The organism is Paenibacillus sp. 32O-W (assembly GCF_007679495.1).
Lineage (GTDB): Bacteria > Bacillota > Bacilli > Paenibacillales > NBRC-103111 > Paenibacillus_L > Paenibacillus_L residui.
Genome location: NZ_VEGP01000045.1, coordinates 1 through 13,466, shown reverse-complemented (window position 1 = coordinate 13,466; position 13,466 = coordinate 1). Strand labels below are relative to the sequence as shown.

At 48.9% G+C, this 13,466-nt stretch carries 9 protein-coding genes; 7 read left to right on the top strand and 2 right to left on the bottom strand.

The annotated features are described in order from the left end of the window. Nucleotides 1–477 precede the first annotated feature (477 nt). From FS806_RS17080 to FS806_RS17055, 6 genes are all read left to right on the top strand, one after another. Entirely contained in the window at nt 478–1,188 is a 711-nt protein-coding gene (locus FS806_RS17080; RefSeq protein ID WP_225312773.1) for an ABC transporter ATP-binding protein, read from the top strand. Then, nucleotides 1,139–2,236, top strand: coding sequence for an efflux RND transporter periplasmic adaptor subunit (locus tag FS806_RS17075; protein ID WP_144939049.1), 1,098 nt, complete (start codon nt 1,139–1,141; stop codon nt 2,234–2,236). The genes FS806_RS17080 and FS806_RS17075 overlap by 50 nt, the downstream gene beginning before the upstream one ends. A 5-nt stretch (nt 2,237–2,241) precedes the next feature. Further along, nucleotides 2,242–5,169: an ABC transporter permease gene (locus tag FS806_RS17070; protein WP_144939047.1), complete on the top strand. Its 2,928-nt coding sequence runs from the start codon at nt 2,242–2,244 to the stop codon at nt 5,167–5,169. A gap of 4 nt (nt 5,170–5,173) precedes the next feature. Next, the gene (locus tag FS806_RS17065) at nt 5,174–6,052 is read left to right on the top strand and encodes an ABC transporter ATP-binding protein (RefSeq protein ID WP_144939045.1); all 879 of its coding nucleotides are present in this window, start codon (nt 5,174–5,176) and stop codon (nt 6,050–6,052) included. Continuing rightward, nucleotides 6,049–7,512: an ABC transporter substrate-binding protein gene (locus FS806_RS17060; RefSeq protein WP_144939043.1), complete on the top strand. Its 1,464-nt coding sequence runs from the start codon at nt 6,049–6,051 to the stop codon at nt 7,510–7,512. The genes FS806_RS17065 and FS806_RS17060 overlap by 4 nt, the downstream gene beginning before the upstream one ends. A gap of 114 nt (nt 7,513–7,626) precedes the next feature. Continuing rightward, on the top strand, nt 7,627–9,843 hold the full coding sequence (locus tag FS806_RS17055; protein ID WP_144939041.1) for a hypothetical protein: 2,217 nt from the start codon (nt 7,627–7,629) through the stop codon (nt 9,841–9,843). A gap of 404 nt (nt 9,844–10,247) precedes the next feature. Here FS806_RS17055 and FS806_RS17050 read toward each other — a convergent pair whose 3' ends face one another. Further along, entirely contained in the window at nt 10,248–10,784 is a 537-nt protein-coding gene (locus tag FS806_RS17050; RefSeq protein ID WP_007780203.1) for a cupin domain-containing protein, read from the bottom strand. A 334-nt stretch (nt 10,785–11,118) separates the two neighbouring features. Here FS806_RS17050 and hisC point away from each other — a divergent pair, with 334 nt between their 5' ends. Then, nucleotides 11,119–12,234, top strand: a complete 1,116-nt coding sequence (gene hisC, locus FS806_RS17045; protein ID WP_144939039.1) for a histidinol-phosphate transaminase — start codon at nt 11,119–11,121, stop codon at nt 12,232–12,234. A 177-nt stretch (nt 12,235–12,411) separates the two neighbouring features. Here the strand turns inward: hisC and FS806_RS17040 are convergent, their stop codons facing one another. Continuing rightward, nucleotides 12,412–13,209, bottom strand: a complete 798-nt coding sequence (locus FS806_RS17040) for a M55 family metallopeptidase (protein ID WP_144939037.1) — start codon at nt 13,207–13,209, stop codon at nt 12,412–12,414. Nucleotides 13,210–13,466 lie beyond the last annotated feature (257 nt).

Sequence of the window (13,466 nt, the reverse complement as noted above, 5' to 3'; positions counted from 1 at the left end):
TGTCTGAATTTTCAATTTTTATGGCAAATAGCATATTTTTCTAAAAAATATCGGGAAATTTGAAACTTTTTCTAGTTTTGAATCGTCATATTTAATGTAGGAGTCTGGCCACTATTCTTCTTCCACCCGGCATTCTTGCTCTCGATCATTTCCCGGATTGGATAAACATCTGCAGAAACGTATACAAAGTCCTCGAGGTTACTGCCGCTTTCGCGCCATCGATAGGCCGATTCATATTCTTGAATCTCCCTTCCCGGATGGAAAAAAAGGAGAGGATTGTCGAATGATGGGATTCGTAACCAAATTGTTACCCATTATTTGCCGTGTCTGATTTAGTATTACTGGGAACTCATAGAGTGATTAATAGAATTAAGAGTGCCAGAAGCAGGGGTGTTAGATATCATCTAGCCCTATCTCCAGACAAGGTGTCCCTAAGCGGCGCCATTTTTAATGACAATGACAAAAAGGAGGTTAAGAATGGGGGGAGTAGTAGAATCCGGCGAGTCTTTGCTCACCGTCCGGTCGGTCCAGCGAACTTTCCAGACTGCAGGGCGTAAAATCCATGTTCTCAAAGGAATCGATATGACGCTGGAGCCGGGACGGCTGTTTATGTTAAGAGGGCGTTCCGGTTCAGGCAAGACAACGCTGCTCAACCTGATCGGCGGCCTTGACCAGCCTGATGAGGGAGAAATCATATTCCGGGGACATCCCTTTCACCGTTTGAAGGATGACCAGAGAACGGAGATCCGGAGGAGAGACATCGGATTTATTTTTCAGACCTATGCTCTTCTACCGCTTCTCTCCGCTTGGGAGAATGTAGAACTTTCGCTCCGCATGTCGAAAACCATTCCCAAATCCCAATGGAAGGAAAGAGTGGAATACTGTCTGGATCTGGTAGGACTGAGCAAACGAATGAAGCATCGTCCTTTCGAAATGTCCGGGGGAGAGCAGCAGCGGGTGGCGATAGCCAAGGCCATTGCCCATCGTCCCAGCCTTATCCTGGCGGACGAACCGACGGCGGAGCTGGATTCCCAGATGGGAGCGCAGGTCATGTCGGTTTTTCGCAGAATTATTGATTTAGAGGAAGTAACAATTTGTATGACAACACACGATCCTACGATTTTGGAGGTAGCCGACCATGTTTTCGAAATGGTGGATGGCAAGTTCATTCAGCCCCAACAAGTCTAAGTGGCGAATTCTAGCGATTTCCTTGCTATGTTTATCCGTAATTCTCTTCTCCGGCTGCTCCCTTCTCCCCAAGGAGGAAGAAGAAGAGGAGCTTCCGGTCATTAATCCGCCGAAGCTCTCCACCAAGCCCGAGTATGAAGTGAAGACCGGCTCCTTGCAGAAGACGGTCAAGGGATCCGGAAAGCTTATGTCGCTTAAAGAAGAAGAGCTGTTCTTCTCTGAAGAGAACAAGCGCATCAAGGAAATTTATGTTCAGACCGGAGATTATGTGGAAGCCGGCCAGCTCATTGCCGAGTTGGACGTTTCCGATCTGGAAAGCCAACTGAGACAGAAAAGACTGCAGCACAAGAAAGAGGAGCTCGCCTTGATCGAGGTGCTTCGCGACAGCGGGGACAAAACCTCGGATCAGATCGAACAGGCGAAGCTGGACTTCCAAATCAAGAAGGAAGAAATGGCTGAGCTGGAGGAAAGTATCTCCAAGTCGAAGCTCTATGCCCCCTTCTCCGGAAGTATCGTTGGAGTTTATATGAAGAAAGGAGATTCTCCAAAAGCATTCGATACTGTAGCGGTTCTCGCCGATTTGTCCACGCTGACCGTTGCAGCAACTCTCAATGCGGATGATCTCAAGAATGTAGCCATTGGGATGGAAGCTATTGTCGACATCAATGCCGCCGGACAGCACAAGGGTAAAATTCTGCAGCTCCCCAGTCCGAAAGCGGATCCCAATAACAATCAGTCCGGCAGATGGGGAGGCAACGAAAATCAGAAGGATACCATCGACAACTACATGCTCGTTCAATTGGATCAAATGCCGGAGAACGTTTCGCGCGGGACCCGTCTAAGTGTCACCGTCATTTACGAGCGGATTGAAGATGCCATCCTGATTCCTCCATCCGCATTAAGATCGGTGGGCGGCCGCAACTATGTCCAGGTTGTTGATGAGAACGGCAATAAACGGGAAGTTGATGTCGAAGTCGGCCTGCAGAACTCTACGGAAGTGCAAATTCTCAAGGGATTGACTCCCGGCCAGAAAGTAGTAGGTAAATAGAGCTTATGGCTATGCTTCGTTTTCTTATTCGAAAAATGTGGAACACCCGATGGCTGACACTAAGTTCCCTGGTCGGATTAATAGTGGCGGTCTCCTTTACGACAAGCATTCCGATGTATGCGGACGGAGCTTTGAAGCGGGTAGTCGCCAAATCACTGCAGGAATTGGAAGGCGGCATGCCTCCCGGCTCCTTGCTGATGCGTTACCAGGCGGTGGGCTCTGACCGGCCGGAACTGGCAGACGTTAATGAGGTAGATCGATACATACGGGAGCAGGTTCCGCAGGATCTGGGCTTTCCTTATTCCGTCTTTGTAAGGAGCCAATCCATCCGCGGCGCTTCCATTACACCGGTCGATTCATCCCGAATCGAATCGACCCAGCGCAGGCAGATGACCCTGTCCTCCTATTCAGACTTGGAGGAGCAGATCGAAATTACATCCGGTTCCCTGTATTCCAAGGAAATCAAGGACGGGGCCGTTGAAGTCATCATGCTGGATGAAGCGTTATACCGCAATGATTTACGGGTAGGCGAGGTATATAACTACCCGATTTCCGGCGGTTTCGGCATTCCGCCCGTCAAAATCAAGATCGTAGGGGTATTCAAGCCGAAGCAGGAAACCAGTCCCTATTGGTTTCAGCAAATGGAATCGCTTCTGAATACTATGCTGGTAGACGAGGGAGTTTTTCAGAAGGAATTGCTGGAAAACAAGAAAATCCCGCTTAGTATGTCCAACTGGTACTATGCCTTCGATCTGAAGGATATTCAGACAAGTCAAATTGCGAGTTTGGAAAGAAAGCTGGAGCGGCTCGACATTAACCTGTATCAGCAGTTGAAGGATACGAAAGTGGATATTTCCTTCCTGGATTTGCTTGGAGAATTCCGCAAGCAGGGAATGCAGCTTCAGTTCCTGTTGTTTACTCTGGCGGCACCGATGATCGCGATGGTGTTTTACTACATCATAATGAATTCCCGCCAAGCCTTGGAAAGACAGCGCAATGACATTGCAGTTCTACGTTCCCGCGGGGGAAGCACCAGGCAGATCATTAATATTTTCTTCCTGGAAGGTGTTCTGCTTGGCGGCACCGCTCTTATTATCGGTACCTTGATAGGCTGGTTTATGGCGAAGAGCATCGGAGCTAGCAGCGGATTCCTGACCTTCGTTGACCGTAAATCCATACCGGTAGGCTTCTCCATCGAGATGTGGCTCTATGGCGCAGGTGCCGTACTGATCGCCATCGCGGCCAGCCTGATTCCGGCCATCACCTTCGCCAGATCGTCCATCGTGACACACAAACAGAAGTTGGCCAGAACGAAGAGGCCTTTCTGGCAGCGCTGGTTTCTGGATGTCGCTCTGCTTGGCCTTGTCGGATACGGATGGTACTTGTTTCAACAGAGACAGTTCTTCAGTATGCAAACCGGACTGTCCGCCGATCAAATGCAGGTTCAGCCGCTGCTGTTCTTCATACCGGCCATCTCGATCTTTTCGCTTGGCTTGATTGTACTAAGAATATTTCCATGGCTGCTCAAGTTGCTGGGCTGGATTTGCAAACCGTTCCTGTCCGTATCGTCTTATTTGACGCTGAATCAGCTCTCACGCTCGGCAATGACGTACTATCCGTTGATGCTGCTGCTCATGCTGACGCTCGGTCTTGGAATCTATAACTCCTCGGCTGCGCGAACCATCGATTTGAACTCGACGGAACGGACTCTTTATCAATTTGGAACGGATGTCGTAATCCAAACCGTCTGGGACACCGTCTCGGACGATCTGCCCCGTGACCGCAGACCCGACAATGGTCAAGGCGACAACGGAGGCAATACGGGCGGAGGGAATACTGGCGGGGGGAACTCGGGAGGCGGAAATCCCATCGGTCCCGGAGGTCCCGGAGGGCCTGGAGGCCCGGGGGGCCCAGGCAACGTCCCACCATCCCAATTGCGATATTTAGAGCCCCCATTCGAAATTTTCCGCCAGATGGAGGGCGTTGAACATGCAGCCCGTGTTCTTCAGACCAAAGGGAGCGTCCTCGTCTCCGGAAGATCGGCCGGCCAAGGTACTCTAATCGGGATTGACAATGATCAATACTATCATGTCGCCTGGTTCCGGGATGACTTGTTCCCATACAAGCCGCATCAGTATCTTAACCAGTTGGGAATTTACGAGCAATCGGTTCTCATTCCAAGCAATTTCGCGGAGAGGTATCAGTTGAAGGAAGGCGACGTCCTGACCATTTCCATTCAGCAGCAGCCCGTGGAATTTGTTGTCGTCGGTATTCTGCCATACTGGCCAGGACAATATCCCGAGCAATCTCCCTTCTTCGTCGCCAATCTGGAGTACATTTACGATCAGGTCCCTCTTCTGCCTTATGAAGTATGGCTGAAGATGGAGGAAGGAGCCAAGGTCGCTCCGATTCTGGAAGAATTGGCCCGGCAGAATATCGAGGTTGCCAGCGTGAAGGATGTCCGCAGCGAATTGATTTCGCAGAACAAGCATCCGTCCCGCGGAGGAGTATTCGGCATTCTCAGTCTTGGCTTCCTTGTATCGGTACTGGTTTCTCTAATCGGTTATCTGCTGTTCTGGTTCTTTAACCTGTCCGGCCGGGTCGTACAATTCGGCGTACTGAGGGCGATGGGGCTCAAGCGAAAACAATTGACCTTCATGCTTCTTATGGAGCAGGTTTTCACCGCAGGGCTGGCTATTGCAGTCGGAATCGGTATCGGCAAGCTGACCAGTTATCTGTTCTTGCCGTTCCTGCAAACTGCCGACGACGTCAAACAGCAGGTACCGCCATTCCGCGTTATCTTCGATGCGAAGGATACCAATCAGTTGTACATCGTCGTTGCCTTCATGATGCTGACAGGAGCAGCGCTCTTGTTCGCTCATATCCGCAGACTTCGTGTTCATCAAGCTGTAAAAATGGGAGAGGAGCGATAAGACGATGATTCATTGCGAAGGACTTGTCAAGATATTCAAAACCGATGATATCGAGGTTGTCGCTCTTCAAGGCTTAAACATAGAAGTCAAGCAGGGCGAAATGATGGCGATCATCGGAAACAGCGGAAGCGGCAAGTCTACCTTCCTGAACATATTGGGCGGCCTGGACCGGCCGTCCGCCGGTCAGGTTCGTGTAGGAGAATGGGACTTACTTAAAATAACCGACAAGCAATTGGTCGAATACAAGCGCAAAACAGTCGGCTTTGTATGGCAGAATAATGCGCGCAACCTGCTCCCTTACCTCACGGCTCTGGAGAATGTGGAGACTCCCATGATGCTGGGAGGCAAGGTAGACCGGGCCTATGCCCTGCAGCTGCTGGAGTGGGTCGGGCTGAAGGAACGGGTCAATAACAGGCTGACGCAGTTATCCGGAGGAGAGCAGCAGCGGGTCGCCATTGCGATCTCGCTGGCCAACCGCCCCTCCCTGCTGCTGGCCGACGAACCTACAGGCTCCGTGGACTCCATGACATCGGACTTAATCATGGATACATTCCGCCGTTTAAATCGCGAATTGGGAGTGACGATTGTCATCGTTACCCATGACCTGTCTCTGGCCAGCAAGGTGGACCGGGTTGTCGCTATCCGTGACGGATTAACGAGTACCGAATTTATCAAGCGCAATCCGAATCTGGATCATTCCGCACAGGGCCACCATCTTAACGAGGTTCATGAGGAGTTTGTTGTATTGGACCGCGTCGGAAGACTGCAGGTTCCGAAGACTTTCCTGGAAGCATTAAATATAGGAAACAAAGCTTCCATGGAATTTGATGGAGAGAAAATTATTATCAAGCCACCTAAATCATTGGAGGGGGACCAAACATGAACAAAAGAAAATTATGGGCTTCGGCACTGTCGCTGTCTTTGCTGACTCCAGCATTAGCGGCCTGTTCCTTCACAGGAGACGCGAAACAGGAGACTCCGCAGACGCTTCGCATCGCCACCACTACCGGATGGTTTGACGAGGAATATTTCCGCAGGGAGTATACGGAACTGTTCGAATTGGAGTATAAGAATATCGAAGTAGAAATTGTTCAATTGGGAGAAAATTACCGTTACTCCCGGGGTCCGAGGGAAGAGGAAGAAGATCCGATGGTCAAATTGAAAGAGGCGATGCAAGGGCCTAACCCGCCCGATGTAGTCTTGTTCAGTTATGATCAGATGCCTGAACTGGTTAATGAGAACCTGCTTTCTCCGCTTGAACCGATGATCAAGGAAAATAAATTCAATACAGAGGATATCGTCCCGGCAGTCCTTGATGGAATCAAACAGGTCGGAAACGGACAAATTTATGCCCTTTCTCCTACTTTCTATTCTTCCGCACTCGTTTATAATAAAGCTATGTTCGATGAAGCGGGAGTAGGGTATCCGACCGACGGCATGAGCTGGAACGATCTTTTCGATCTTGCCAAGCGGGTCAGCAAGGACGACGGAAGCCAATACGGCTTTAATTTCTATTCGTACGGCGGCAGCGATCTTTTCAGTACTGTGCAGAATTATGCCAATGTTTTACGTTTGCGCACCTTTGACAAAGAAGGGGAGAAAATGACTGTCGACTCCGATAGTTGGGAAGAAGTATGGAAAACGATTATTCAGCTCGGCAAAGATAAAGTTATCCCTTTCATGGACCCGAACAATCCGGAGGATTTCAGCCGATTCAATAATGACAACCCTTTTGGCTATAACGATTTCCTATCGGGCCGGCTCGCGATGACAATCATCTCGCTCTATGAAATCAAGGAACTGATCAATGCGAACAAAGAAGCGGACAACATCGAAGGCTACACTCCGATTCAATGGGATATTGTATCGGTTCCTACGGCACCGGACGGAAGCAGTTATAACTTCGGATTTAGCGAACTGATGGCGATTAATGCGAAAGCCCCCAATCCCAAAGCGGCATGGAAATATATCGAGTTCATGAACGGGGAAGATTGGGCCAGACTGAAATCCCGCAGCTCGAACAATCTGATTTCCAACAAGAAATATACGAAACGCAGCGACGGTGAGGAATATAACGTAGAAGCTTTCTACAATGTTAAGCCCGCACCTCCGGAAACTATGGAAGATTATCAAATCTATCGCAAGCTGCCTAATATTTATGATGTTGTATGGCTGGGACAAAAATATTTCAATGAAGCCATGGAAGGCAAGACCGGAATTCGCGACGCATTAAAAGCTTGGCAGGAAGAAGGCGATGCCTTGCTGCTGCAAATGAAGGAGAATCCGGATGCCTCCTCATTCGATAGAGGCGGCAGCGAAGTGATTGCCGTTCCGGCAGGCTGATTGCAAGTCATCGAAGTCCGTCTTGATCAAGAGTGAAGAGTTGGGAAGCGGCCTTTGCCGTACCGGCAAGGCCCTCCCTTTCTAATTTATACAACAAAGAGAGGAGCACCGGACATGAAACAACGTTGGAAATATCCATTTGCCGTAATGACATTAGCTGCGGTCTTGACTACAGGAACTGCTATGCCGTCTCATGTTATGGCGGATGGAGCGAAAGATACCGCGGCCATAGAAGAAGTGGTGGCTGGAGAACTACCCTCCATCGGATCGATATCGATTGGAGGAAACAACACGATCGAACTGAAGCAGGCTTCCCTGTCCAACGCAGCGGAGAGCGGCAGAATTGTCACCTTTACATTAACGGTCAACAACCAGGGAAATAATGAGATTCAATTTATTGATTACTGGGTGCGCCTTAAGAGCAGTTCCGGCACCTCCTTCCCGGTAACCCTGTTCGCAGCGGACAAAGACAAGAACCGAATTCCGGCCAAAAGCAGCATGGATTTCCGGTTTTATGCCAAAGTAAACGATAAGACGAATCTCGAGGATTTATCCTTCAACTTTATCCAATGGGATTTCTCCCGCAGCGATTTCGAAAAACCAATCGGATCGGTCGCCATACCGAAAGATTACTCCCTGCTGACTGCCGTAGGCTCCAAGCGCATGGCCACGATCGGGAACGAACCGATGAAGAACGGCATCAAGCGCGTATCCGTCAGTAAGAATGATACCCATTTCCTCCCCACCATCTATTTCGAGATGGAGAATACCGGGAAACGCGGGGCTAAGCTTCCCGAGCTGCAATTCAACCTGCGGACAGCCGAGGGACTCCTGTATCCTCTGAACGTCTCCGGAATTGACAAGGAAACGGTAATTAACCCGCTCGTCAAGAAAGAAGTCACTTTAACAGGCTCAATTCCAATCGATGTCAATGAGAGCGGTTGGCAGCTACAGATAGCGGAAACCGTCGATCTCGGCAACAATCAGACCGTTCAGGTTCCGATTGCGGAATTTATTCTGCCGGACTCCACCAAGGAGGAAGTATCGGTCGGTCGGGATTATGAATTTTCCAACGAAGACGGTACCTATGGAATTCGTCTGGAGGAGCTCAAACGCCTGCCCTGGGAAGATGAAGACCTGCTCACCGCACAAGTTACTTTGAAGAACAACGGCACCCAATCGCTGTCGATCCCTAACCTTACCGGGTACTTTAAGCTGGACGATGCCGTAACGGTAGACGCTACGATCATTCGCGGGGATAAGGTCATTGGTTTACAGCCAGGCCAGGAAATTACCGTTCAATACCTTGGGAAAATCCCGTACACCTATGATTTTTCCGATGTTAAACTATATGTTCAAGAGAAGAAGGAAACTTCCCAACAGCCGGCACCTGGCGTTCCGGGTGGAGACAATAGCGGCGGAGGCAAGGTCGAGGACCTCATCCAGTTTGTCCATAATTCGGATATGATGGTAGTGCCGGCCGTCGGCAGCGGACAGAAGCAAAAGATCGACGATGTCGGGCGCAAGGCGCAATATTCGGTGAGGGAAGTACATACGTTCACTGGAAAGACCGGAAATATTGTTGTCGCCCTGGTGGAGGTCGAGAACCTGGAGAAACGGTTTAACGAAGTCTCCAAACTGGTCGCCCACTTCGTAAATCCTGACGGAGAAGTATACCCTCTCAATATTTCCGAATTGAAATCGAAAGTCAGCCCGGGTGGCAAAGCTCTGCTGCACCTGTCCGGAGTGCTTCCACAGGGAGCGGAGACGAACGATATGCAACTATTCATTGGCCAAGCCGTCAAAGAAGGCAAGCTGGCCGGGAAAGAGGATGTTCCCGACGCCTATATTCAACCGTTAGCCTTCGCTCTGCCTCTTGAGAAATCAGAGCCGTCCGATGACTTGAGAAATATCGAATTCTTCCCGTACACCTTGTCCATGAAAAACATCGGCACCACGATGAATTTCTTGAGTGGCGACCTGAAGTTCTCGTTCGATTACGAGTTTGGCAAGGATATACTGGTTGTCAGCAACACCGAAAATCACAAGCTGGTGATCGAAATCGAGGATAGCGACGGCAAATTCCAGCACGCCCAGGAGTTCAGCCTGGAAAGCTCCGCGGAATCCGGGGGCGGCGGACAGCCTGGAGGCGGAGGCAATACCCTGCAGTTGGGCTCCCATACAGCCGTTGTCAACATCAATGATCCGGAGCTGGTGTTCAAGCTGGAGTCTTTAGACAAGTACAAATTAAACGTGTACTATCAATTCCAGCCGGGTCAGCGGAAATTGATTACCAGCAAAGAACTGAAATGGTTCTATACTGCTGATTAATAGAAATCATTCTCCTTTATGCTATGAAACGGGCGTTCTCTCCAAGGCAGGATTAATGCTTCCTCTAAGAGAACATCTTTATCGCCCAAATGAAATGCAACACCCCAAGCCGCGCAGAGAAACTCTGCGCGGCTTTTGCATGCATGATGTCCCGTGAAAATAAAGTTTTAGACTCAGAGGCGCGATTTAACGCGTTTTATGAGATTAAAAATCGCCAGACTTCCAAAAATAAGTATTAGACTGACAATAAAAATGAAACAGCGGCGGACCAAGACTTGAAAAATAAAGTCTTAGACTGCCGCTGTCTTTGTTCAACTAACGTATCCCGTTAGTTCAGCAACAACAAGGATATGTTGTTCATTCCTTGGGTGTAAAAAATTATAATTTATTACTCACAGTAATTATTATTCGGCTGCCATAGCATCAGCTTTAGTTACATGTACAGTACCATGTGGATGGTGTGGAGGTGCATATATCGAATAAAGTTTTAGCGGGATATTGCCTGTATTAGTTACATTGTGCCATGTTCCAGCGGGTACCACAATGGCAAAGTCATCAGAGACTTTTCTTACAAAGCTTAAATTATTTTTACTCTTGCCCATTTGAACAATCCCTTGACCTTGTTCAATACGAAGGAATTGGTCAACGTTAGGGTGAATTTCCAACCCGATATCTTCGCCAACGTTAATACTCATCAATGTAACTTGCAAATGATTTCCTGTCCATAAAGCGGTACGATACGTACTGTTTTGCTTCGAAGCCTGATTGATATTAACTACAAACGGTTCAGGTCCATAATCTTTCAACTGAAAAACCAATCGATTATCATGCCATGTATCAGGAGGCATAGTCCTGTAAACATTCTGTCCTCCATAGTTATACATTGGTACATTTACATGATATGGATATGGATATGGATACATATAAGGAACATTGTACATTTTTTTCATTCCCTTCACGCATTTTTCAAATTATCTTATGAAATATACTTAGGGAATGTACCTAGATTCAGCATTATATAGAAAGCTATCGGAAGGGTGCTGTTGAAGGGTTCTGCCCGTTAGCTTTGCTCGCGATCAGACTACAACTTTATTTTCACGGTCTAACACTTTATTTTTCAGTCTAACACTTTATTTTCAATGAACACATGAAAGTAATTGGAATGGCTATGAAAAGCCCAAAAAAATATATGGTCTTTACTTTGCTACCAATTTAATGTATTATCCAATTAAAGTGATAAAGTTTATTTTATATTTCAAGGAGGATTCAATAACCATGAGCTTAGGCAGCATTTTTCCCTCAACCCGTAAACAAGTCGAGCAGCTGGAGCCTTATTCTCCCGGCAAGCCTATTTGGGAGGTTCAACGAGAATGGGGATTGGAACGGGTTGTTAAGCTGGCTTCGAACGAGAATCCGTTAGGTCCTTCTCCGAAAGCGGTCGAAGCGATTATGCAGCAGCTTGCCGAGCTGCACCGCTATCCCGATTCCTCGGGAGGAGAACTGAAACGGGCTATCGCTTTGCATTATCAACTGCAGGAGCAGCAGGTCATGATCGGAAATGGTGCCGATGAGCTCATTACTCTTCTCTCCGAAGCCTATTTGGAGGATGGAGACGAGGTCCTGGTCCCCTCTCCTTCTTTTACCGAGTATGCCTTCGGCGGAAAGCTGATGGGGGCGAAAATTGTAGAGGTTCCACTGGATCCCCGGTTTAACTATAACCTGGATCGCATGGCTTCCGCCGTCACGGATCGGACCAAGATTATCTACTTATGCTCCCCCCATAATCCGACCGGAAGCTATATTCCTCGCTCCACACTGGACTCTTTCATTCAGAAACTGCCCAGCCATGTGATTCTGGTGCTGGATGGCGCGTACTCCCACTACGCGACGGCCGGGGATTATTCCAATGGGTTGGACTGGGTCCGCCGGAATAAATCCGTCGTTGTTCTGCAAACCTTCTCGAAAATATATGGTCTGGCCGGCTTGAGAATCGGCTTCGCGCTCTCCGTCGAACCGATCATCGCGGCCATGCATAGAGTGAAGGAGCCTTTCAACGTGAACACGCTCGCTCAGAAAGCTGCGGTCGCCGCTCTTACAGATGAAGAGCACGTTCAAAGATCTCTCGCCGTTAACGAAGAAGGCCGCCGTTATTTATATGCCGCCTTCGAAGCCAAAGGTCTTCCATACACCCCCAGCATGAGTAACTTCATATTAGTGGAGTTAGGGGAAATCGCATACCGTGTTTATCAACATTTACTTAAGCAAGGCATCATTGTCCGGTATGGGGGTACTTGGGGATTAACGGGGCATCTGCGGGTTTCGGTCGGTTCCGAATTGGAGAACAGGCTTTTTGTAGAAGCGTTAGACAAAGTGCTGTCTCAACTGGGATAGCCGGATGGAGGGCCGACCTCCTCTCCTCTCCTCTCCTCTCCTCTCCCCAGCCCGGCGGTATGAGAAAAGCTCCTGGCGGGTACCCCACAGTGACGCTTAGCCTTCGAAGCGTATTCCGGGTACTATGCAGGGGAGCCCCGGTTCGCAGCTTCGCGCATTCGGGGCTCTTATCAATATCTATACTAAAGCACGGCTCAACAAACGAACAAAGTCGGTATCCTTGTACAACATCCTTACTCCATCCAATCGGATGCTCGTCTCTCCGTCGACATATCTCCTATCGGCCAAATCGGTGCTGTTCATCTCCAGCAGAAGCTCATATGGCCCGGGAATGACTAACGGACGACACGCGTCGCGTCCTGCTATGGCCTGCTTGACGGCCTCTCGTATCTCAGAGTATACCTTCCGAGGAGGCTTAAGCAGAGCGGCATGGCGGCCAAGCGCCGTCTTGGTTTCGTAAGTATGCACCGTACCTAGAGCCTGCTTGGCTTCGCGGCAAGTGGCATCATCACCTGTTACGAGCAAGACGGGAACGTCATGAAGACCGAACAGCATGGCGTCCAGCACAATTTCTCCAACCGGATTTCCGTTAAGCTCGGTATACTGGTAAGATGCAGAGCTCATCGTATGATCGCGGACCGCCCGTCGGGTTCCGGCCATACCGTGGTAACCGATCAGCAAAGCCCCGTCAAAGGATGAATCCAGTCCGGGAAATCTTTCGGCTATCGGTGTTCCTCCCATACAATAAAGTGCATCGGGATGCAGCAATTCCGGGATAAAGTTAAATCCTGTAGCATGGGCATCCTTAACGACGATATGCTTGGCCCCTGCTTCCAACAAACCCTCCACAACGGCATTTACTTCTTGTGTCAGCAGATGGCGCGCTTCGTTGTAAAGCGGCTCTCCCCTCATCAACTGCTCCCTGAGCACAATTCCGGTAATGCCCTCCATATCCACACTTGCATAAATCTTCATTCCTGTCCCTCCCCTGGGCTTAACGAATAACGAATGAATTCTTCCTGTACATTATAGCTTACATTTCGAGGTGAGAAATAGAAAATTACGAATAGTTTTTGAGCTTTTGAAGCACTCTATTTTTTACGGAATGGAGGTGGTTGGAAAATATGGCACGTATTGCTGTAGAAAATAGTCTAACATGACCTATGCAGTTCAAGTAAGTAATTGGTAATCAGTCATAACGTCAATTGTTAGAAAATATTTCGCTAAATATC

Excerpts from the sequence above, each read along its gene's own strand:
- FS806_RS17080 (WP_225312773.1), top strand. The coding sequence starts at position 478 with ATGGGGGGAGTAGTAGAATCCGGCGAGTCTTTGCTCACCGTCCGGTCG.
- FS806_RS17075 (WP_144939049.1), top strand. The coding sequence starts at position 1,139 with ATGTTTTCGAAATGGTGGATGGCAAGTTCATTCAGCCCCAACAAGTCT.
- FS806_RS17070 (WP_144939047.1), top strand. The coding sequence starts at position 2,242 with ATGGCTATGCTTCGTTTTCTTATTCGAAAAATGTGGAACACCCGATGG.
- FS806_RS17065 (WP_144939045.1), top strand. The coding sequence starts at position 5,174 with ATGATTCATTGCGAAGGACTTGTCAAGATATTCAAAACCGATGATATC.
- FS806_RS17060 (WP_144939043.1), top strand. The coding sequence starts at position 6,049 with ATGAACAAAAGAAAATTATGGGCTTCGGCACTGTCGCTGTCTTTGCTG.
- FS806_RS17055 (WP_144939041.1), top strand. The coding sequence starts at position 7,627 with ATGAAACAACGTTGGAAATATCCATTTGCCGTAATGACATTAGCTGCG.
- FS806_RS17050 (WP_007780203.1), bottom strand. The coding sequence starts at position 10,784 with ATGTACAATGTTCCTTATATGTATCCATATCCATATCCATATCATGTA.
- hisC (WP_144939039.1), top strand. The coding sequence starts at position 11,119 with ATGAGCTTAGGCAGCATTTTTCCCTCAACCCGTAAACAAGTCGAGCAG.
- FS806_RS17040 (WP_144939037.1), bottom strand. The coding sequence starts at position 13,209 with ATGAAGATTTATGCAAGTGTGGATATGGAGGGCATTACCGGAATTGTG.